At 42.0% G+C, this 21,504-nt stretch carries 17 protein-coding genes; 11 read left to right on the forward strand and 6 right to left on the reverse strand.

All coding sequences use genetic code 11. The features are described 5' to 3' along the window. Positions 1-271: 271 nt before the first annotated feature. Positions 272-1,120, reverse strand: a complete 849-nt coding sequence (locus O3650_RS08420; RefSeq protein ID WP_001095527.1) for a putative RNA methyltransferase — start codon at positions 1,118-1,120, stop codon at positions 272-274. A 151-nt stretch (positions 1,121-1,271) separates the two neighbouring features. Here O3650_RS08420 and O3650_RS08425 point away from each other — a divergent pair, with 151 nt between their 5' ends. Together O3650_RS08425 and O3650_RS08430 are read left to right on the forward strand one after the other, a co-directional pair. Continuing rightward, complete coding sequence (locus O3650_RS08425) at positions 1,272-1,550, forward strand: DUF6110 family protein (RefSeq protein WP_000910910.1); 279 nt, start codon at positions 1,272-1,274, stop codon at positions 1,548-1,550. 1 nt (position 1,551) lies between these two features. Then, positions 1,552-3,615: a heavy metal translocating P-type ATPase gene (locus tag O3650_RS08430; protein ID WP_000008769.1), complete on the forward strand. Its 2,064-nt coding sequence runs from the start codon at positions 1,552-1,554 to the stop codon at positions 3,613-3,615. Between the two features lie 75 nt (positions 3,616-3,690). On the opposite strand, the gene tyrS is transcribed toward O3650_RS08430, so the two are convergent. Next, the gene (tyrS, locus tag O3650_RS08435; protein ID WP_000546912.1) at positions 3,691-4,947 is read right to left on the reverse strand and encodes a tyrosine--tRNA ligase; all 1,257 of its coding nucleotides are present in this window, start codon (positions 4,945-4,947) and stop codon (positions 3,691-3,693) included. 141 nt (positions 4,948-5,088) lie between these two features. Between tyrS and pbp1b the strand changes: the two genes are divergently transcribed. The 6 genes from pbp1b to O3650_RS08465 all read left to right on the forward strand — a co-directional run bounded on the left by pbp1b (position 5,089) and on the right by O3650_RS08465 (position 11,882). Continuing rightward, complete coding sequence (gene pbp1b, locus O3650_RS08440) at positions 5,089-7,554, forward strand: penicillin-binding protein PBP1B (protein WP_371491916.1); 2,466 nt, start codon at positions 5,089-5,091, stop codon at positions 7,552-7,554. 82 nt (positions 7,555-7,636) lie between these two features. Then, complete coding sequence (locus O3650_RS08445) at positions 7,637-8,548, forward strand: DMT family transporter (protein ID WP_371491918.1); 912 nt, start codon at positions 7,637-7,639, stop codon at positions 8,546-8,548. Positions 8,549-8,776: 228 nt separating this feature from the next. After that, entirely contained in the window at positions 8,777-9,475 is a 699-nt protein-coding gene (gene dapD, locus O3650_RS08450; RefSeq protein ID WP_000127466.1) for a 2,3,4,5-tetrahydropyridine-2,6-dicarboxylate N-acetyltransferase, read from the forward strand. Positions 9,476-9,542: 67 nt separating this feature from the next. After that, positions 9,543-10,673, forward strand: a complete 1,131-nt coding sequence (locus tag O3650_RS08455) for an N-acetyldiaminopimelate deacetylase (RefSeq protein ID WP_101776932.1) — start codon at positions 9,543-9,545, stop codon at positions 10,671-10,673. An 11-nt stretch (positions 10,674-10,684) separates the two neighbouring features. Continuing rightward, entirely contained in the window at positions 10,685-11,224 is a 540-nt protein-coding gene (locus O3650_RS08460) for a 5-formyltetrahydrofolate cyclo-ligase (protein WP_101776933.1), read from the forward strand. Continuing rightward, positions 11,208-11,882, forward strand: a complete 675-nt coding sequence (locus tag O3650_RS08465) for a rhomboid family intramembrane serine protease (RefSeq protein WP_153226400.1) — start codon at positions 11,208-11,210, stop codon at positions 11,880-11,882. Before O3650_RS08460 ends, O3650_RS08465 begins: the two co-directional genes overlap by 17 nt. Positions 11,883-11,935: 53 nt before the next feature. Here O3650_RS08465 and galU read toward each other — a convergent pair whose 3' ends face one another. The 4 genes from galU to argS all read right to left on the reverse strand — a co-directional run bounded on the left by galU (position 11,936) and on the right by argS (position 16,483). Further along, positions 11,936-12,835 (reverse strand): UTP--glucose-1-phosphate uridylyltransferase GalU, encoded by a 900-nt coding sequence (gene galU, locus O3650_RS08470; RefSeq protein WP_000096179.1) that lies wholly within the window; start codon positions 12,833-12,835, stop codon positions 11,936-11,938. Between the two features lie 21 nt (positions 12,836-12,856). Continuing rightward, positions 12,857-13,873 (reverse strand): NAD(P)H-dependent glycerol-3-phosphate dehydrogenase, encoded by a 1,017-nt coding sequence (locus tag O3650_RS08475; RefSeq protein ID WP_101776936.1) that lies wholly within the window; start codon positions 13,871-13,873, stop codon positions 12,857-12,859. A gap of 170 nt (positions 13,874-14,043) precedes the next feature. Continuing rightward, a complete protein-coding gene (locus tag O3650_RS08480) occupies positions 14,044-14,289 on the reverse strand; it encodes a MarR family transcriptional regulator (protein ID WP_261102580.1) in 246 nt (81 codons plus the stop codon). 502 nt (positions 14,290-14,791) lie between these two features. Next, entirely contained in the window at positions 14,792-16,483 is a 1,692-nt protein-coding gene (gene argS / locus O3650_RS08485; protein ID WP_101776937.1) for an arginine--tRNA ligase, read from the reverse strand. Positions 16,484-16,618: 135 nt separating this feature from the next. Between argS and argR the strand changes: the two genes are divergently transcribed. The 3 genes from argR (at position 16,619) to patA (ending at position 21,503) form a co-directional block, all read left to right on the forward strand. After that, positions 16,619-17,065 (forward strand): arginine repressor, encoded by a 447-nt coding sequence (gene argR, locus O3650_RS08490; protein WP_001231476.1) that lies wholly within the window; start codon positions 16,619-16,621, stop codon positions 17,063-17,065. A gap of 50 nt (positions 17,066-17,115) precedes the next feature. Beyond that, positions 17,116-19,650: a DNA mismatch repair protein MutS gene (gene mutS, locus O3650_RS08495; protein WP_371491924.1), complete on the forward strand. Its 2,535-nt coding sequence runs from the start codon at positions 17,116-17,118 to the stop codon at positions 19,648-19,650. Positions 19,651-19,796: 146 nt separating this feature from the next. Continuing rightward, positions 19,797-21,503: a multidrug efflux ABC transporter subunit PatA gene (gene patA, locus O3650_RS08500; RefSeq protein ID WP_371491926.1), complete on the forward strand. Its 1,707-nt coding sequence runs from the start codon at positions 19,797-19,799 to the stop codon at positions 21,501-21,503. The last annotated feature ends 1 nt before the right edge of the window (position 21,504 follow it).

The following is a 21,504-nucleotide window of genomic DNA, read 5'->3' on the forward strand; positions in this document are numbered from 1 at the left end:
ATTATTTTAAATTTGTTTATTTTGTACAAGGTTTATTCTTTGAGACGGGAGAAATCGAAATATTTGATTTATACGGCCTATATCATATTTGGAATAAATGTAATATATGGTATTCAATGGTTATTAAGAGAACTGATTTCAAATATTTCCACTTAATATGTATGGAAACTATAACAAAATGCATAAGATTAAGGTTTTTGAGTACCTGTTCTTATGCGTTTTCGTAATATTGAAGATTTTCAGTAAGTTTTCTACTTTTGCGAAGTCTAGTTTACAATGTTTTCCCAACCAAAATCTCTGCTTCAATGGTAATCTCTGTCAGTTGGCTCCAGTCAATCTTGCTCTGGTCGACGTGAAAGAGGAGAGGAGTCATACTGAGTAGAGCTTGGAGCTGACCTGTTGTGATAGTCTTAGTCAGAGAGGCCGTTTGGCTAGATAGGATGGTAAAGTGTTCTTGGAAATGATTTTTGATATCTTGGTTGGAATAATCCTTGTTTGTCAGTTGGTCTTGTACCCTTTGGCGAATTTCTTTGAGGTGATTTTCCGTTGGGATGACCTTTATCAAGACGCCGTCTTTGGATAAAACGCGACGAAATTCTCCGTAATTGGCAGGGGAAAAGATATCAAGTAAGATATCCATGCTGGCGTCTTTTATAGGAAGACGAGCTAAGTCACCAACGAACCAATTGACTGCCCAGTTGGGTTCGCTCTTGGCAGCGATTTGGACAGAATCTTTGGAAATATCAAAGGCATAGAAGGTTTTGTCAGGATGCCTTTCTTGGAGTTTGCGAGAATAGAATCCTTCGCCACAGCCGATATCTAAAATTGTTTTGGCATTTTTTGAGTTTGAAAGTAAATCAGAGACGACCTCTAGAATAGCCTGATAAAATCCAGATTCTAGGATTTGTTGGCGGTTTTGAAAGTTTTCCTTGTCGTAGTTGGCAGATTGCTTGATTTGAGGTGCCAGATTGACATAGCCAAATTTAGCCAAGTCAAAAGAATGGCGATTGTTGCATTTGAGACTGCTCTCTACCAGAGTCAGATTTTCTTGGCAGATAGGACAGGCAAAGGCAGTAGCAGAAGCAAAACGCTGAAGTTTTGGTTTGAGATTTGTATTCATAGTTTAAGTGTATCAAAAGAGGCAAATGAAAGCAACTTTAGGAATAAGTAGATGGGAGATTCAGTAGAAATAAAACTAATTCTCCAATTTATAGAATGAAATTGCTTTTATATCTAAATTGCTATATAATAATGATAAGGAGGAAATAAGTATGTTAAAAGAAGTATTAACCGTCGCAAAAGTTGCGAAAAAATCATCACTCTTTTTGGGTGGTGTCGCATTTGGTACCCTTGGTTTGAAAATCTTGGCAAGTAAGGAAGCTAAAAAAGGTTATTCTAAAGCTTTGGCTAAGGCTTACAAGTTGAAAGACGGGCTAGATGCATCTGTTTCTGTTGTGAAACAACATGGAGATGATGTCTTGCAAGATGCCAAATATTTGTACGAGCAAGAGAAAAAAGAAGAGCAATTAGATAGCCTTATAGGAGAATAATATGTCTTTTAAAGTGCTACATAGAGGATACCAACATATCCGACTATCATCTTCTTTTTCACTCACCTTGGATATTCAAGACTATCTTCGTTCCTTGGCGAGAGATGAAAAGGGGATTGAGTCTATCCAGTTTTACATGGATCAACAGCACTTTACTCTACGCATAAAAGAAGGCTTTTCTGTATTAGATAATGCAGAAGCCTTTTTAAAAAGAATTGATAAAGGGAAAGTTTCTGAGTTGATGACTCTTCCCATTCGTAGAGAAGAGAGTGCTTATTCTATTGTTTCAGGTGCAGCGATTAAGCGTATACTTTTTCGTAGTTTTGTGCCGTATCCTATTCGTTATATATGGACTTGTTATCAGGCTTTGGGTTATATTAGAGAAGCCTATCAAACACTAGCGCGTAAGGAACTAACGATGGAGGTCTTGGACTGTTCGGCGATTTTATTGTCCTTGTTTATGAACCAATCCAAGACGGCTAGCAATATCATGTTTATGCTTGATTTGGGGAATCATTTAGATCAGTGGTCCTTGAAAAAAACGGCAACAGATTTAGAACAAAGCCTTCTTGCAAAAGAGAGCGACGTATTCTTAGTACAGGGCGATACGGTTGTTAGTATCAAGAGTTCCGATGTTCAAATAGGAGATGTCTTGGTCCTATCTCAAGGAAATGAAATTCTGTTTGATGGACAAGTAGTTTCAGGTTTAGGTATGGTCAACGAAAGTTCCTTGACGGGAGAGAGTTTTCCAGTTGAAAAAAGAGAATCTGATTTGGTTTGTGCAAATACAGTATTAGAAACTGGAGAGTTACGTATTCGTGTAACCGATAATCAGATGAACAGCCGGATTTTACAACTGATTGAGTTGATGAAGAAATCTGAAGAAAACAAGAAAACGAAACAACGCTATTTCATCAAGATGGCGGATAAAGTCGTCAAATATAATTTCTTGGGGGCTGGGCTGACTTACCTATTGACAGGTTCTTTTTCTAAGGCTATTTCTTTCCTATTGGTCGATTTCTCCTGCGCTTTGAAAATCTCTACTCCTGTAGCTTATTTGGCAGCTATCAAGGAGGGGTTGAACCGTGAAATGGTGATTAAGGATGGAGATGTTCTGGAGAAATATCTGGAAGTTGATACCTTCTTATTTGATAAGACTGGAACAATCACAACTAGTTATCCTATAGTTGAAAAGGTATTACCTTTTGGGGACTATAGTGAGGAAGATATTCTCAGAATCAGTGCCTGTCTTGAGGAACACATCTATCATCCTATCGCTAATGCCATCGTCAAGCAAGCTGAGATAGAGGGGATTGAACATGAGGAAATGCATGGGAAACTCCAATATATCGCAAGCAAGGGGATCAAATCTCATATAGATGGGCAACCAGTTCTTATTGGGAATTATGTCTTGATGCAGGATGAACAGATTCATATCAGTTCAGAACAAAATGCTTTAATTGAAGAGTACAAGAGTCACTACAATCTCTTGTTCTTAGCCTACCAGAATGAATTAATTGGAATGTTCTGCATTCATACTCCTTTGAGAAAAGAAGCAAAAGCGGCCCTGGAGAAACTTAAGGCACAAGGGAAAAAATTGATTCTGGCAACAGGGGACACCCTGGTTAGGACAGAGGAATTAGTCAAAGATTTGCCCTTTGATCAGGTCTATACAGACTTGAAACCTGATGGGAAATTTGAGTTAGTAGAGGAACTGCAGAAAGCAGGTCACACTATTTTGATGGTTGGAGATGGATTGAATGACTCAGCGGCTCTAACCCTATCAGATATCGGTGTGGTGATGAATGAGAGTGCAGATATTTCTAAGCAGATGAGTGATATCTTATTGTTAGATAATCGTTTGGATTTCTTCCAAGAGTTGGATTGGCTATCATCATCTTTGCAAACACTCATCAAGAAGAATATTCAAGATACCGTTGTCGTAAATAGTAGTTTGATTGGCTTTGGCTTGTTTAATTGGCTCAGCCCTTCAAATCTTTCTATCTTACATAATCTAACAACCTTACGCATAGTCCTGCGTAGCCTGTCTATTAAGGCTAGATAGATGTGGTTATCAACAACAAAAAGGAGTTACCTTTCTCGAGGTTAACTCCTTTTTTATAGGTAAATGTTGAACAGCTTAGTAAGTCAATACAAAGTATTTTTTCTTACCGCGACGAATAACAGTCAGTTCGTTCTCTAACTTATCTGCGTCACTCAAGACATAGTCAAGGTCTTGGATGCGGTCGCCGTTGATGTAGATAGCTCCGTTTTGGACGTCTTCACGGGCCTGGCGTTTTGAGTTAACTACACCAGATGAGACGAGCAGTTCCACGATATTGTGATTTTCATCTGCTTGAACTTGGTAGTTTGGTACTCCACAAAGTCCTTGTTTGAGCTCTTTAACAGAAAGATTTTTGATGTTTCCTGCAAAGAGTTGCTCAGTGATGTTGAGGGCTTCTTTGTAAGCTTCTTCGCCGTGAACAAGTGTGACGACTTCACGAGCCAAGACTTTTTGAGCCAAGCGTTCGTGTGGAGCAGCTTCAAATTGTTTACGGATTTCTTCAATCTCTTCAAGTGACAAGAAAGTAAAGATTTTCAAGAAGCGAACAGCGTCTGCATCCATGACATTCATCCAGAATTGGTACATTTCGTATGGAGAAGTCTTTTCAGGATTGAGCCAGACTGCGTTTCCTTCTGATTTACCAAATTTCTTACCAGTTGCATCGGTAATCAGTGGAACAGTGATTACGTGGCCAGTCTTGTCAGCCTTACGACGAAGCAATTCGGTACCAGCTGTCATATTTCCCCACTGGTCAGAACCACCGATTTGTAGCGTTACGTTGTGTTCTTGGTTAAGGACGAAGAAATCGTACCCTTGCATGATTTGGTAAGCGAACTCAGTGTAAGAAATCCCTGTTTCGATCCGTTTTTTCACAGATTCCTTGCTCATCATGTAGTTGACAGTGAAGTATTTTCCGATATCACGGAGGAAATCAATGAAGCTGATGCTGCCAAACCAGTCGTAGTTGTTGACCATGACAGCTTTATTTTCACCATTTTCAAAGTCAAGAAAACGAGAAAGTTGTCCTTGGATAGACTTGACCCAGCCATTTACTGTGTCTTTTGTTTGGAGACTACGCTCAGCATCTTTGAAGGACGGATCTCCGATGAGACCTGTAGCACCGCCAACGAGCGCATAAGGTTTGTGACCTGCTAGTTGCAAGCGACGACTTGTCAAGATTGCGACAAGGTGGCCTAGGTGAAGGCTGTCAGCAGTTGGATCGTAGCCAGTATAATAAGAAACTTGACCTTCTTCTAGGGCTTTACGCAAAGCTTCTTCATCAGTCGTTTGAAAAATCAAACCACGCTCTTTTAGCTCATCAAAAATGTGCATGTGTCTTTTCTCCTTTTTAAAATTATTGTTTCTAACTATTGTATCACAAACTTGGACAATAGCCTAGCAGAATAGGGAAGAAAGTGGCTATTTTATTGAAAGTTTCCCTTTTGTGGTATAATAAATAGAGTGAGGAAATCCATGCAAAATCAATTAAATGAATTAAAACGAAAAATGCTGGAATTTTTCCAGCAAAAACAAAAAAATAAAAAATCAGCTAGATCTGACAAGAAAGGCTCAAGTGCCGAGAAATCTAAATCCTTAGAGAAGCCAGCCATTTTTCCAGCTATTTTACTGAGTATAAAAGCCTTATTTAACTTACTCTTTGTACTCGGTTTTCTAGGAGGAATGTTGGGAGCTGGGATTGCTTTGGGGTACGGAGTGGCCTTATTTGACAAGGTTCGGGTGCCTCAGACAGAAGAATTGGTACATCAGGTCAAGGACATTTCTTCTATTTCAGAGATTACCTATGCGGATGGGACGGTGATTGCTTCCATAGAGAGTGATTTGTTGCGCACTTCTATCTCATCTGAGCAAATTTCGGAAAATCTGAAGAAGGCTATCATTGCGACGGAAGACGAACACTTTAAAGAACATAAGGGTGTAGTGCCCAAGGCGGTGATTCGTGCGACCTTGGGGAAATTTGTAGGTTTGGGTTCCTCAAGTGGGGGGTCAACCTTGACCCAGCAACTGGTTAAACAGCAGGTGGTTGGGGATGCACCGACTTTGGCTCGTAAGGCGACAGAGATTGTGGATGCTCTTGCCTTGGAACGCGCCATGAATAAGGATGAGATTTTAACGACTTATCTCAATGTGGCTCCGTTTGGCCGAAATAATAAGGGGCAGAATATTGCAGGAGCTCAGCAGGCAGCTGAGGGGATTTTCGGTGTAGATGCCAGCCAGTTGACTGTTCCTCAAGCAGCATTTTTAGCAGGGCTTCCACAGAGTCCCATTACCTATTCCCCTTATGAAAATACTGGGGAGTTGAAGAGTGATGAAGACTTAGAAATAGGCTTGAGACGGGCTAAGGCAGTTCTTTACAGTATGTATCGTACAGGTGCCTTAAGCAAAGACGAGTATTCTCAATATAAGGATTACAATCTTAAACAGGACTTTCTCCCTTCAGCTACAGTCACAGGTGTGTCACGAGGCTATTTATACTTTACAGCCTTGGCAGAAGCTCAGGAACGTATGTATGATTATCTAGCTCAGAGAGACAATGTCTCCGCCAAGGAGTTGAAAAATGAGGCAACCCAGAAGTTCTATCGCGATTTGGCAGCCAAGGAAATTGAAAATGGTGGTTATAAAATTACTACTACCATAGACCAGAAAATTCATGCTGCCATGCAAAGTGCGGTTGCTGACTATGGCTATCTTTTAGACGATGGAACAGGCCGTGTAGAAGTAGGGAATGTCCTGATGGACAACCAAACAGGTGCTATTCTAGGCTTTGTAGGTGGTCGTAATTATCAAGAAAATCAAAACAATCATGCCTTTGATACCAAGCGCTCACCAGCTTCTACTACCAAGCCTTTGCTGGCTTACGGTATTGCTATTGACCAGGGCTTGATGGGAAGCGAAACGATTCTATCTAACTATCCAACAAATTTTGCTAATGGCAATCCGATTATGTATGCTAATAGTAAGGGAACAGGAATGATGACCTTGGGAGAAGCTCTGAACTATTCATGGAATATCCCGGCTTACTGGACCTATCGTATGCTCCGTGAAAAGGGTGTTGATGTCAAGGGTTATATGGAAAAGATGGGTTACGAGATTCCTGAGTACGGTATTGAGAGCCTGCCAATGGGTGGTGGTATTGAAGTCACAGTTGCCCAGCATACTAATGGCTATCAGACCCTAGCAAATAATGGTCTATATCATAAAAAACATGTAATTTCTAAAATTGAAGCAGCAGATGGTAGAGTGGTGTATGAGTATCAGGATAAACCGGTTCAAGTCTATTCAAAAGCTACTGCGACGATTATGCAGGGCTTGTTGCGAGAAGTTCTATCCTCTCGTGTGACAACAACCTTCAAGACGAATCTGACTTCTTTAAATCCTACTCTGGCTAATGCAGATTGGATTGGGAAGACTGGTACAACCAACCAAGATGAAAATATGTGGCTCATGCTTTCGACGCCTAGATTAACTCTGGGTGGCTGGATTGGGCATGATGATAATCATTCACTGTCACGTAGAGCAGGTTATTCCAATAACTCTAATTACATGGCTCATCTGGTAAATGCGATTCAGCAAGCCTCCCCAAGCATTTGGGGGAACGAGCGCTTCGCTTTAGATCCTAGTGTCGTAAAATCCGAAGTCTTGAAATCAACAGGTCAAAAACCAGGGAAGGTTTCTGTTGAAGGAAAAGAGGTAGAGGTCACAGGTTCGACTGTTACCAGCTATTGGGCTAATAAGGCAGGAGCGCCAACGACCAGTTATCGCTTTGCTATTGGTGGAAGTGATGCGGATTATCAGAATGCTTGGTCTAGCATCGTGGGGAGTCTACCAACTCCATCAAGCTCCAGCAGTTCAAGTGGTAGTTCTAGCGATAGCAGTAACTCAAGTGCTACACGACCTTCTTCTTCAAGGACGAGACGATAAGTTCTATAAACTGTGCTAAATGAAGTGGCGAATCAATGGATTGCCACTTTTTTCTTTTTTCCTTTCGTGTTACAATAAAGGTATGAATCAGTATCAGAAAAAGATTATTAAAGGAACAATTTATTCGCTCCTATCCGGCTTAATATGGGGAATCTGTGGAATTTTAGGAGAATATTTCTTTACTCATTACCAGGTGTCTTCGGGCTGGATTACTTCTATGCGTTTGACACTAGCAGGAAGTCTTGTGCTCATTTGGTCAGCAATGCAATTAAAATCGCAAGTGCTAGATATTTGGCGAGATAAGAAAAATTACCTACCCTTTTTAGCCTATGCTATTTTGGGGATTTTTTCAGTTCAGTATTTTTTCTATCTCTGTGTAGAATACTCAAATGCAGCGACAGCGACTATTTTACAGTTTATCAGTCCAGTTTTTATCCTCTTTTACAATCGCTTAATTTATAAAAAACGAGCGTCGAAAAGTGCTATTTTCTATGTTTTGATTGCTATGCTGGGTGTTGGCTTGATGGCGACAAAGGGAGACCTCTCTCAGTTATCCATGACGCCACTAGCTCTTATAACAGGTCTGTTGAGTGCCATGGGTGTTATGTTTAATGTTATCTTGCCCCAACCTTTCGCGAAGCGTTATGGGTTTGTACCCACGGTTGGGTGGGGGATGATTCTGGCAGGTTTATTTAGCAATGTCCTCTCGCCAGTGTATCAGCTTTCCTTTACTCTTGATATTTGGAGTATCTTGATTTGCCTTATTATCGCTTTCTTCGGGACGGCTTTTGCCTTTTTCATTTCTATGAAGGCGGTGTCCTTGGTTTCTCCCCTGGTAGTTTCTGTTATCAGTGCCAGTGAACCTCTCTCTTCTGCTCTCTTGAGTGTTTTGTTTTTAGGATTGGTGGTGGATTGGTCTCTTCTTCTAGCTATGGCCCTGATTATTTTACCTATGATTTTCCTATCGATAGAAGAAGCGAAAGAAAGTAAATAAAAAGTCTTTTCTTAATTCTAAAAGTGTGCTATACTAGAATAGTCAATAAAACACGGGGAGATAGTTGTGAAGAGTGTTTTTAGGTTGTATCGGTAGGGGCTTGCTTTTACCGACAGCACGTTTTATCTCACATCCCTAAAAATCATACCTAAAAACAAACAAAAAGGCTTCAAATTTGAGGCCTTTTTTGGTAGAATAGGTATCATTAAAATGAACTAGGAGGCGCTTATGACTGCTACAAAAATGAACGCTCAAGAAATTATCCAATTTATCGCCAATGCTGAAAAGAAAACCAGTGTTAAAGTAACCTTTGAAGGACAACTTGCAACTGCTGTGCCAAGCTCTGTTGTCAAACTAGGGAATGTCCTATTTGGAGACTGGAAGGACGTTGCTCCTCTTCTCGAAGGTTTGGTAGAAAATCAAGACTATGTTGTTGAGCAAGATGCTCGTAATTCAGCAGTTCCTTTGCTAGACAAACGTGCTATCAACGCTCGTATCGAGCCAGGTGCGATTATCCGTGACCAGGTTGAAATTGGTGACAACGCTGTTATCATGATGGGAGCGGTTATCAATATCGGTGCTGAAATTGGTGCAGGAACTATGATTGACATGGGGGCTATCCTTGGTGGCCGTGCCATCGTTGGGAAAAACAGCCACGTTGGTGCAGGTGCAGTTTTGGCAGGTGTGATTGAGCCAGCTAGCGCAGAACCAGTCCGTGTTGGAGACAATGTTCTTATCGGTGCTAATGCAGTGGTTATTGAAGGAGTTCAAATCGGTAGTGGTTCAGTTGTCGCAGCAGGAGCTATTGTTACCCAAGATGTCCCAGAAAACGTGGTGGTAGCAGGTGTTCCAGCTCGTATCATCAAAGAGATTGATGCCCAAACCCAACAAAAAACAGCGCTAGAGGATGCGCTTCGTACCTTATAATTGTAAAAGTAATAAAGAGGCGGAACCCTTCTTCCAGCCTCTTTCTGCTATATCGGAGGATAGATAGATGTTAGATTTGATTCAGACTAGACGAGATTTGCACCAGATTCCAGAGATTGGCTTGGAGGAGTTCAAGACTCAGGCTTATTTGCTGGATGTGATTGAGAAATTGACTGCGGGCAAGAATTTTGTCCAAGTTCGAACTTGGCGGACAGGTATTTTGGTTTACTTGCAGGGAAGTCAGCCAGAGCGGACTATTGGTTGGAGAACAGATATTGATGGTCTGCCGATCATCGAGCAAACAGGCCTTCCTTTCGTCTCTCAGCACCAAGGTCGTATGCACGCTTGTGGCCATGATTTCCACATGACTATTGCCTTAGGCTGTCTTGAGCGAGCCCTTGAGGAGCAACCAAAGAACAATCTGCTCTTTTTGCTTCAGCCTGCTGAAGAAAATGAAGCTGGTGGCATGCTCATGTATGAGGATGGCGCTTTTGGAGACTGGTTGCCAGACCAGTTTTATGGCCTCCATGTTCGGCCAGATTTGAAAGTCGGCCAGATTGCGACCAATACTCATACACTTTTTGCAGGGACTTGCGAGGTGAAGATTCGTTTTAAAGGTAAAGGAGGACATGCAGCATTTCCGCATGAAGCCAATGACGCTTTGGTGGCGGCTAGTTACTTTGTGACCCAGGTGCAGTCAGTTGTCAGCCGCAATGTCAACCCAATCGAGGGAGCAGTGGTGACCTTTGGTGTTTTCCAAGCTGGAACAACAAACAATGTTATCACAGACACAGCCTTTTTGCATGGAACTATTCGGGCCTTGACACAGGACATGAGTCTCTTGGTGCAAAAGAGGGTCAAAACAGTTGCAGAAGGAGTTGCAGCTGCCTTCGATATGGAAGTCGAAGTGGAACTCAAACAAGGGGGTTACCTGCCTGTTGAGAATAATCCAGTCTTGGCGCGTGAACTGATGGACTTCTTTGAAGAAAAAGAGGGGATTGAGTTAATTGATATTGAACCTGCTATGACAGGTGAAGACTTTGGTTATCTCCTTTCGAAGGTTGATGGTGTTATGTTCTGGCTTGGTATCGATAGTCCCTACGCCCTTCATCACCCTCAGATGAGTCCTAAGGAAGAAGCATTAGCTATTGGGGTGGATGCGGTCTCTAGTTTCCTGAAAAAGAAGGCGGCAGAGTAGAGGGCTTGTCTATGAAAGCAGAATTACGCAAGCAAGTCTTGCAAGAAATGAAGGCTTTACCTCTAGAGCAAAAACAGGCTATGGATCAAGCTTTAACGGATCAATTTTTGAAACATCCCTTCTACCAAGAAGCTAAGGTCATCGCAACCTACCTCTCTTTTCCTCATGAGTTTCAAACGCAGGAACTGATCGAGCAGGCTCTGAAGGATGGCAAGAAGGTTCTGATACCTAAAACATATCCCAGGGGTCGCATGGACTTTGTGGTCTATAATCCGCAACAACTGGTCAAAACTTCCTTTGGCTTACTGGAACCACAGGGAGATTTGGAAGTGGTGGATGCCTCTCAGATTGATTTGATTCATGTTCCAGGGTTAGCTTTTACGACAAAGGGCTATCGGATTGGCTATGGTGGAGGTTATTATGACCGCTATCTGAAACATTTTCCTGGTCATACTTTGAGTACGGTTTATCCTTGTCAAATTCAGGACTTTATCCCTGAAAATCATGATATTCCTGTTGAGGAGGTTCTGATTGATGAAGGAAATCTTTGATAGACGTTACCCTGTGACGAGTTTCTTCCTCTTAGTGACGGCCTTGGTATTTCTACTAATGTTGGTGACCACAGGAGGAAACTTTTACAGGGCAGATACTCTATTTCGATTTGGAGCCATGTACGGGCCTGCCATTCGCCTCTTTCCTGAGCAGATTTGGCGTCTCTTCTCTGCCATCTTTGTTCATATTGGGTGGGAACATTTCATTGTTAATATGCTTTCGCTCTATTATCTTGGTAGGCAAGTAGAGGAAATTTTCGGATCCAAGAAGTTTTGCTTTCTCTATCTTTTATCTGGAATGATGGGCAATCTCTTTGTTTTTGTATTTAGTCCCAAATCCTTAGCAGCAGGAGCCTCGACTTCTCTCTATGGGCTATTTTCCGCGATTATCATTCTTCGCTATGCCACTCGCAACCCCTATATCCAACATCTAGGACAGTCTTATCTGACACTTTTTATGGTTAACATTATTGGAAGTGTTCTGATTCCAGGAATCAGTCTAGCAGGCCATATCGGAGGTGCAGTCGGTGGCGCATTTCTAGCAGTTATCTTTCCAGTTAGAGGAGAAAGACGGATGTATAGCGCTAGTCAGAGACTGGTAGCGTTAGTGTTGTTCGTAGGACTCGCAGCCTTGCTTCTCTACAAGGGAATGGGATGAAAATTTATGTAATGAAAAAAAGATAAGGTATTTTTGAACCTTATCTTTTTATGTTATTCCTTCTCAGCCAATTCTTTTCCCAGTTGGATGAGGTAATTTTTCAAGGCATCTTTGACTTGTGGGTGCTTGAGGGCGTAGTCAATAGATGTTTTCATAAATCCAAACTTATCCCCAACGTCGTAACGAGCTCCTGTAAATTCACGGGCAAAAACACGCTGTGTTTTATTAAGCGTATCGATAGCATCGGTAAGTTGGATTTCATTTCCAGCACCAGGAGCTTGCTTTTCGAGGATATCAAAAATTTCCGGTGTCAGAAGATAGCGACCGATGATTGCCAAATCACTTGGTGCATCTTCGGGAGCTGGTTTTTCTACGAAAGTTTCAACGCTATAGAGTCCATTACTTCCTTCGCCCTGAGGAGCGATAACCCCGTATGATGAAACGTCTTCATGTGGTACAGGCATGACAGCAATGGTTGATGCGTGTGTCTTTTCGTAATCATTCATCAGTTGTTTTGTCAAAGGAACGGCATTCTCATTTGTGATGTCCATAAGGTCGTCACCCAGCATAACAACGAAGGGCTCATTCCCTACAAAAGCTTTGGCTTGTAAGACAGCATCTCCAAGACCACGAGGGTGAGTTTGGCGAATGAAATGGAGGCGCATACCAGTTGCTTCATCTACCAATTTTAACAAATCCGTTTTGCCTTTTTCCTTAAGGTTGTACTCAAGCTCAAAGTTTGAGTCAAAGTGATCCTCAATAGAACGTTTTGACTTACCAGTGACAACCAGAATATCTTCAATACCTGATTTAAGAGCTTCTTCTACGATAAACTGGATAGTTGGTTTGTCTACAATTGGCAACATTTCTTTGGCAAGGGCCTTGGTTGCCGGTAAAAATCGAGTCCCGAGTCCAGCGGCAGGGATGATTGCTTTTCTAACTTTTGATGACATAAGAATCCTTTCTTTAGAGGGTTAAGACCACTCATTTTCTGCTTTAAATTCATTGTTCATGATGTCATAAATGGCATCTTTGATATTGGTTCCGTGGTAAATAACTTGGTAAATGGCTTGTGTAATCGGCATATAGACTCCAAGTTCTTGCGCTAGTTCATAGGCTGCTCGAGTCGTTGAAATTCCTTCAATCACCATGCCCATATTAGCTTCTATATCATCTAGGGATTCTCCTCGTCCGAGAGCATCTCCAGCTCTCCAGTTACGAGAGTGGATGGAGGTTCCCGTTACGATCAAATCTCCCACACCAGATAAGCCACTATAGGTCAATGGACTGGCCCCGAGTGCTACCCCTAGGCGAGTAATTTCTGCCAAGCCTCGAGCGATGATGGCTGCCTTGGCATTGTCACCAAATCCCAGACCATGTAAAGCTCCGGCACCGACAGCAATAATATTTTTAAGAGCACCAGCAGTTTCAACTCCAATAATATCCGTATTGGTATAAAGTCGGAAGTAGTGATTACTAAAGAGTTCTTGCACGTATTGAGCTGTTTGTAAATCTTTAGAAGCAGCAGTGATTAAAGTCAGATCACGTACAATGGTTTCTTCCGCATGACTAGGTCCTGAAACAACGACGATATCACTGCGGAGATGTTCAGGAATTTCTTCTTCAAGGATGGTTGATAATCGTTTATGACTATCAGGCTCTAATCCCTTTGAAGCGTGCATGATGATAGCCTTATGATCCAAGGTTTCTGCAACTTGCTGGGCAACAAGTCGCGTCACTTTTGTTGGGACAACAAACAAAATCGCATCTACATCTTTCAGTGTCTCTGCTAAGTCAGTGTAGGCATTGATTTTCTCATCTAGAACGACATCTTTAAAGTAGTGCTTGTTAGTATGATAGGTATTAATTTCATTGATTTGTTCGGGAAGGTTTCCCCAAATACGTACCTCGTGTCCATTGTCATTTAAGACTTGTGAAAGGGCAGTTCCCCAAGAACCAGGCCCCAAGACGGCGACGGTTTGTTTTTTCATGTTTTTCTCCTTGATAGAGTTCTCTCTTTTATTTTATCACATTCTAGGGGATTTTGCACTTGCATTGCTGGGGGAGTGGTAGCTTTGTTACTTGAAAAATACATAAAAAACCGAGACGAAGTATTAAACTCTTAGTCTCGGTTTTGATATTTCTTAAAGAATAGCTCGGTTTATTTCAATTGATCTGTAATGTCTTTTGACAGCAACATTCCCAGATGATAAGTTTTATTGATGTAAGCAATGACATCATTGATATTTTCAGTCGTTTGAATTTTCTCTTTGATATCAGTCCTAAATGTTTCATCCTTCAAAAGTTGTTCTTGGTAGAGCCTTTGCAGTCTCTCCTTTTCGTACTTATTGAGCAGAAAAAGGAATACCAAGCTAATTACAACGAGGACATAAGCATATTGACTCATAGAATATCTCCCTGTATGATAAAGAAATAGTAGTGAGTAGATTGAATTAGTCAATTCAAAGTAGCAGAACAAGTCAGCAAAACTTGATAAGATTTTTGATAGACTTCTAAACCTAATTACGTATAAGATTTGGTCTTAGTTACTTAGACTGCTTTACAATCAAGTAATTAAAAGATTACGACATGAACCAAACCAAATCGATATTATTGGGTTAGATGAATTAGTAAAGCGTTTAGACAAGTATCTCTAATTACGACGTAAAGAAACATAAATCGATAATATTTATGTTTCTTTACTAGTGAAGCGCCTAGCCAAATCTCCGACAGGATTTGGTCTTAATTACTTAGACTGCTTTTTAATCAAGTAACTTGAAGATTACGACATGAACCAAACCAAATCGATATTATTTGGTTTGGTGAATTAGTGAAGCGTTTAGGCAATTCGCCATATAGCGATTGCCGTCAAGAGACTAGGAACTTTAGTTCCAGTCTCTTGTAACGATTTACATCTTCTCTGGCGCTTCTACTCCAAGCAAGCGAAGGGCTTCTTTGAGAACAATTGCAGTTGCGTAGCTGAGGGCTAGACGGCTGTCGCGTTCTGGGGTTTCATCCAAGATGCGCGTATGTGCATAGTATTTGTTAAAGGCTTGAGCTAGGCTAATTGCAAATTTAGCAATGATAGAAGGTTCAAAGTTATCCGCCGCACGGTTAATAATACGTGGGAAGTCTTGGATGAGTTTGATGATTTCCCAGCTTTCAGCATCATTCAAGCTATAGTTGCCAGCTGTTTCTGGTTTGAAGTCTGCTTTGCGCAAGATAGATTGGATACGAGCGTAAGCATATTGAACGTAAGGTCCAGTTTCACCCTCGAAGGATACCATAGCCTCTAAGTCGAAGTCGTATCCATTTGTACGGTCGGTCTTGAGGTCATAGAACTTAATGGCTCCTACCCCGACAGCATGCGCTACCTGGTCTTTGTTTTCCAATTCAGGGTTTTTAGCTTCGATTTGGGCCTTGGCACGGCTAACTGCCTCTGCAACTGTAGGTTCTAGTAAGATGACATTCCCTTTACGAGTAGAGAGTTTCTTCCCTTCTTTTGTAACCAAACCAAAAGGAACGTGAGTAATGTCGTTACTCCAGTCGTAGCCCATCTCTTGTAAGACAGCTTTGAGTTGTTTAAAGTGGGCAGATTGTTCTTGGCCAACGACGTAGATAGATTTAGCAAATTGGTATTCGTTTTTACGGTAAAGAGCTGCAGCCAAGTCACGTGTGATATAGAGAGTTGCACCATCTGATTTCTTGATAAGGGCTGGATGTTCAATTCCATATTTCTCAAGATTCACAACTTGGGCACCTTCTGATTCAACAAGAAGGCCTTTTTCAGAAAGAATGTCTACAACTGCATCCATCTTATCGTTGTAGAAGGCTTCTCCATTGTAGCTGTCAAATTCGACTTGTAATTCATTGTAAAGACGGTTAAATTCCACCAAACTTTCATCACGGAACCATTGCCAAAGTGCGAGAGCTTCCTCGTCTCCATTTTCAAGTTTACGGAACCATTCGCGTGCTTCTTCATCCAAGCTAGGGTCATTTTCAGCCTCAGCATTGATGCGGACATAGAGTTTAAGAAGTTCATCGATTGGATGAGCTTTTACAGCTTCTTCGTCGCCCCATTTTTTGTAGGCAACAATCAACATCCCAAACTGTTTACCCCAGTCTCCCAAATGGTTGACCTTGACCGTTTGATAACCGATTTTTTGGAAAATATGTGACAAGCTATCTCCGATAACAGTTGAGCGTAGGTGACCAATAGAAAATGGTTTAGCGATATTGGGACTAGACATGTCGATAACAACATTTTCTTGTTTACCAATAGTTTGGTCAGCATAGTGTTCTTTTTCAGTGATAACCGCTTGCAACACTTGAGCAGAAATGGCAGATTTATCAAGGAAAAAGTTGACGTAAGGTCCTGTTGCAACAACCTTTTCAAAGGCTTGGCTATTAATTTTTTCAGCCAGTTCAGCCGCAATCATTTGAGGTGCTTTACGTTCGACTTTTGCAAGAGAAAAAGCAGGAAAAGCAATGTCTCCCATTTCTGAGTTTTTAGGGGTTTCCAGTAAATTTAAAATAGCCTCTTGGTCCAGGCTATCAATGATGCTAGCCAATTCGCTAGCAATCAATTCTTTTGTATTCATTAAGAGCTCCTTTTTGGACTTTTCTACTATTTTATCACAATTTTAAAGAAAGAAGAAAAAATTTTTGAAATCTCCTATTTTTTTGGTATAATATAGTTATAAAAATAGTTATAAATATTCACATAAGAGGATTTTATGAGAAAAAGAGATCGTCATCAGTTAATAAAAAAAATGATTACTGAGGAGAAATTAAGTACACAAAAAGAAATTCAAGATCGGTTGGAGGCACACAATGTCTTTGTGACTCAGACCACCTTGTCTCGTGATTTGCGCGAAATCGGCTTGACCAAGGTCAAGAAAAATGATATGGTGTATTATGTACTAGCAAATGAGACAGAAAAGATTGATTTGGTGGAATTTTTGTCTCATCATTTAGAAGGTGTTGCAAGAGCAGAGTTTACCTTGGTACTTCATACCAAACTGGGAGAAGCCTCTGTTTTGGCAAATATTGTAGATGCAAACAAGGATGAATGGATTTTAGGAACAGTTGCTGGTGCCAATACCTTATTGGTCATTTGTCGAGACCAGCACGTTGCCAAACTCATGGAAGATCGTTTGCTAGATTTGATGAAAGATAAGTAAGGTCTTGGGAGTTGCTCTCAAGACTTATTTTTGACAAGGAGAGACGGAAAATGGCGACAGAAAAGCTATCACCCGGCATGCAACAGTATGTGGATATTAAAAAGCAATATCCAGATGCTTTTTTGCTCTTTCGTATGGGTGATTTTTATGAATTATTTTATGAGGATGCGGTCAATGCTGCGCAGATTCTGGAAATTTCCTTAACGAGTCGCAACAAGAATGCCGACAATCCGATTCCTATGGCGGGTGTTCCCTATCATTCTGCCCAACAGTACATTGATGTCTTGATTGAGCAGGGTTATAAGGTGGCTATCGCAGAGCAGATGGAAGATCCTAAACAAGCAGTTGGGGTTGTGAAACGAGAGGTTGTTCAGGTCATTACGCCAGGGACAGTGGTCGATAGCAGTAAGCCAGACAGTCAGAATAATTTTTTGGTTGCCATAGACCGCGAAGGCAATCAATTTGGCCTAGCTTATATGGACTTGGTGACAGGTGATTTTTATGTGACAGGTCTTTTGGATTTCACGCTAGTTTGTGGGGAAATCCGCAATCTCAAGGCGCGCGAAGTAGTGTTGGGTTATGACTTGTCTGAGGAAGAGGAACAAATCCTTAGTCGTCAGATGAATCTGGTACTTTCCTATGAAAAAGAAGGCTTTGAAGACATTCATTTACTGGATTCACGATTGGCATCTGTGGAGCAAGAGGCATCTAGTAAATTGCTACAGTATGTTCATCGGACTCAGATGAGGGAATTGAACCACCTCAAACCTGTTATCCGCTATGAAATCAAGGATTTCTTGCAGATGGATTATGCGACCAAGGCTAGTCTGGATTTGGTTGAGAATGCTCGTTCGGGCAAGAAGCAAGGCAGTCTTTTCTGGCTTTTGGATGAAACCAAGACGGCTATGGGAATGCGTCTCTTGCGGTCTTGGATCCATCGTCCCTTGATTGATAAGGAACGAATCGTCCAACGTCAAGAAGTGGTGCAGGTCTTTCTCGACCATTTCTTTGAGCGTAGTGATTTGACAGACAGTCTCAAGGGTGTTTATGACATTGAACGCTTGGCTAGTCGGGTTTCTTTTGGCAAAACCAATCCCAAGGATCTCTTGCAGTTGGCGACTACCTTGTCTAGTGTGCCACGAATTCGTGCGATTTTAGAAGGTATGGAGCAACCTGCTCTAGCCTATCTCATCGCACAACTGGATGGAATCCCTGAGTTGGAGAGTTTGATTAGCGCAGCGATTGCTCCTGAAGCTCCTCATGTGATTACAGATGGGGGAATTATCCAGACTGGATTTGATGAGACTTTAGACAAGTACCGTCGTGTTCTCAGAGAAGGGACTGGTTGGATTGCTGAGATTGAGGCTAAGGAACGCGAAAACTCTGGTATCAGCACGCTTAAGATTGACTACAATAAAAAGGATGGCTACTATTTCCATGTGACCAATTCACAACTGGGAAATGTGCCTGCTCACTTTTTCCGCAAGGCAACGCTGAAAAACTCAGAACGCTTTGGGACTGAGGAATTGGCCCGTATCGAGGGAGATATGCTGGAGGCGCGTGAAAAGTCAGCTAACCTAGAGTATGAAATTTTTATGCGCATTCGTGAAGAGGTCAGCAAGTATATCCAGCGTTTGCAGGCTCTAGCCCAAGGAATTGCGACAGTTGATGTCTTGCAGAGTCTGGCGGTTGTGGCTGAAACCCAGCATTTGATTCGACCTGAATTCGGAGATGATTCGCGAATTGATATCCAGAAAGGGCGCCATGCTGTCGTTGAAAAGGTCATGGGGGCTCAGACCTATATTCCCAATACGATTCAGATGGCAGAAGATACCAGTATTCAACTAATTACAGGGCCAAACATGAGCGGGAAATCTACCTACATGCGTCAGTTAGCCATGACGGCGGTTATGGCCCAGATGGGTTCTTATGTGCCAGCAGAAAGCGCCCATTTACCGATTTTTGATGCGATTTTTACCCGTATCGGAGCAGCCGATGACTTGGTTTCAGGTCAATCAACCTTCATGGTGGAGATGATGGAGGCCAACAATGCCATTTCGCATGCAACAAAGAATTCCTTGATTCTCTTTGATGAGTTAGGTCGTGGAACTGCAACTTATGATGGTATGGCTCTTGCTCAGTCTATCATCGAATACATTCATGAGCATATCGGAGCCAAGACCCTCTTTGCGACCCACTACCATGAGTTGACTAGCCTAGAGTCCAGCCTGGAACACTTGGTCAATGTCCACGTGGCAACCTTAGAGCAGGATGGGCAGGTCACCTTCCTTCACAAGATCGAACCAGGGCCAGCTGATAAATCCTACGGTATTCATGTTGCTAAGATTGCCGGTTTGCCAGCAGACCTTCTAGCAAGGGCGGATAAGATTTTGACACAACTGGAGAGTCAAGGGGGAGAAAGTCCAAGTCTGATGAGACAAACAAGTGCTGTCACAGAACAGATTTCACTCTTTGATACGACTGAAGAACATCCTATCCTAGCAGAATTAGCTAAGCTGGATGTTTACAATATGACACCTATGCAGGCTATGAATGTCTTAGTTGAGTTAAAACAGAAACTATAAAACCAAGACTCACTAGTTAATCTAGCTGTATTAAGGAGACTTCTTTGACAATCCCCCACTTTTTTGCTAGAATAACATCACACAAACAGAATGAGAAGGAGCTGACACATTGTCGCTCCCTTTTGTCTATTTTTTAAGGAGAAAGTATGCTGATTCAGAAAATAAAAACCTACAAGTGGCAGGCCGTGGCTTCGCTCCTGATGACAGGCTTGATGGTTGCTAGTTCACTTTTGCAACCGCGTTATTTGCAGGAAGTCTTAGACGCCCTCCTTGCTGGAAAATATGAAGCTATTTATAGTATCGGGGCTTGGTTGATTGGTGTGGCCGTGGTTGGTCTAGTTGCTGGTGGTCTCAATGTTGTCCTTGCAGCCTATATTGCCCAAGGAGTTTCATCCGACCTTCGGGAGGACGCCTTCCGTAAAATCCAAACCTTTTCTTATGCCAATATTGAACAATTTAATGCGGGAAATCTAGTCGTTCGAATGACAAATGATATCAACCAGATTCAGAACGTCGTCATGATGACCTTTCAAATTCTTTTCAGACTTCCTCTCTTGTTCATCGGTTCGTTTATTCTGGCAGTTCAAACCTTACCTTCTCTGTGGTGGGTGATTGTTCTCATGGTAATCTTAATTTTTGGCTTGACTGCCGTCATGATGGGAATGATGGGGCCTCGTTTTGCCAAGTTTCAAACCCTTCTTGAGCGCATCAATGCTATTGCCAAGGAAAATCTGCGTGGTGTTCGAGTGGTCAAGTCCTTTGTCCAAGAAAAAGAGCAGTTTGCTAAGTTTACGGAGGTTTCAGACGAGCTTCTTGGTCAAAACCTTTACATTGGTTATGCCTTTTCAGTAGTGGAACCTTTCATGATGTTGGTCGGTTATGGGGCGGTATTTCTCTCTATTTGGCTGGTTGCTGGGATGGTTCAGTCGGATCCGTCAGTTGTTGGCTCCATTGCTTCCTTTGTCAATTACCTAAGCCAGATTATCTTTACCATTGTCATGGTTGGATTTTTGGGAAATTCTGTCAGTCGTGCTATGATTTCCATGCGTCGTATTCGAGAAATTCTTGACGCAGAGCCAGCCATGACCTTCAAGGATGTCCCAGATGAAGAGTTAGTCGGAAGTCTTAGCTTTGAAAATGTAACCTTTACCTATCCAATGGACAAGGAACCGATGCTGAAAGATGTGAGCTTTACTATTGAACCTGGTCAAATGGTTGGTGTCGTTGGAGCGACTGGTGCAGGAAAATCAACCTTGGCTCAATTGATTCCACGTCTCTTTGACCCACAGGAAGGGGCCATCAAAATTGGAGGCAAGGATATTCGAGAAGTGAGTGAAGGAACCCTGCGTAAAACAGTTTCTATCGTTCTTCAACGTGCTATTCTTTTCAGTGGAACGATTGCAGATAACTTGAGACAGGGTAAGGGAGATGCTACTCTATTTGAAATGGAGCGCGCAGCCAATATTGCCCAAGCCAGTGAATTCATTCATCGTATGGAGAAAACCTTTGAAAGTCCAGTTGAGGAACGAGGAACCAACTTCTCAGGTGGGCAAAAGCAAAGGATGTCGATTGCGCGTGGGATTGTCAGCAATCCACGTATTCTGATTTTTGACGATTCGACCTCGGCTTTGGATGCCAAGTCAGAGCGCCTAGTTCAAGAAGCCTTGAATAAGGATTTGAAGGGAACAACAACCATTATCATCGCGCAAAAGATTAGCTCGGTTGTCCATGCAGACAAGATCTTGGTGCTGGATCAAGGACGATTGATTGGTCAAGGCACGCATGCAGACTTGGTTGCCAACAATGCCGTTTACCGTGAAATCTATGAAACACAGAAAGGAAAGGAGGAGTAAA

This window comes from Streptococcus sp. 20925_1_24 (assembly GCF_041432335.1).
Classification (GTDB): domain Bacteria; phylum Bacillota; class Bacilli; order Lactobacillales; family Streptococcaceae; genus Streptococcus; species Streptococcus mitis_BM.

Bases quoted from the DNA above. Each gene is read 5' to 3' on its own strand.
- O3650_RS08420 (WP_001095527.1), bottom strand. From the start codon at position 1,120: ATGAATACAAATCTCAAACCAAAACTTCAGCGTTTTGCTTCTGCTACT.
- O3650_RS08425 (WP_000910910.1), top strand. From the start codon at position 1,272: ATGTTAAAAGAAGTATTAACCGTCGCAAAAGTTGCGAAAAAATCATCA.
- O3650_RS08430 (WP_000008769.1), top strand. From the start codon at position 1,552: ATGTCTTTTAAAGTGCTACATAGAGGATACCAACATATCCGACTATCA.
- tyrS (WP_000546912.1), bottom strand. From the start codon at position 4,947: ATGCACATTTTTGATGAGCTAAAAGAGCGTGGTTTGATTTTTCAAACG.
- pbp1b (WP_371491916.1), top strand. From the start codon at position 5,089: ATGCAAAATCAATTAAATGAATTAAAACGAAAAATGCTGGAATTTTTC.
- O3650_RS08445 (WP_371491918.1), top strand. From the start codon at position 7,637: ATGAATCAGTATCAGAAAAAGATTATTAAAGGAACAATTTATTCGCTC.
- dapD (WP_000127466.1), top strand. From the start codon at position 8,777: ATGACTGCTACAAAAATGAACGCTCAAGAAATTATCCAATTTATCGCC.
- O3650_RS08455 (WP_101776932.1), top strand. From the start codon at position 9,543: ATGTTAGATTTGATTCAGACTAGACGAGATTTGCACCAGATTCCAGAG.
- O3650_RS08460 (WP_101776933.1), top strand. From the start codon at position 10,685: ATGAAAGCAGAATTACGCAAGCAAGTCTTGCAAGAAATGAAGGCTTTA.
- O3650_RS08465 (WP_153226400.1), top strand. From the start codon at position 11,208: ATGAAGGAAATCTTTGATAGACGTTACCCTGTGACGAGTTTCTTCCTC.
- galU (WP_000096179.1), bottom strand. From the start codon at position 12,835: ATGTCATCAAAAGTTAGAAAAGCAATCATCCCTGCCGCTGGACTCGGG.
- O3650_RS08475 (WP_101776936.1), bottom strand. From the start codon at position 13,873: ATGAAAAAACAAACCGTCGCCGTCTTGGGGCCTGGTTCTTGGGGAACT.
- O3650_RS08480 (WP_261102580.1), bottom strand. From the start codon at position 14,289: ATGAGTCAATATGCTTATGTCCTCGTTGTAATTAGCTTGGTATTCCTT.
- argS (WP_101776937.1), bottom strand. From the start codon at position 16,483: ATGAATACAAAAGAATTGATTGCTAGCGAATTGGCTAGCATCATTGAT.
- argR (WP_001231476.1), top strand. From the start codon at position 16,619: ATGAGAAAAAGAGATCGTCATCAGTTAATAAAAAAAATGATTACTGAG.
- mutS (WP_371491924.1), top strand. From the start codon at position 17,116: ATGGCGACAGAAAAGCTATCACCCGGCATGCAACAGTATGTGGATATT.
- patA (WP_371491926.1), top strand. From the start codon at position 19,797: ATGCTGATTCAGAAAATAAAAACCTACAAGTGGCAGGCCGTGGCTTCG.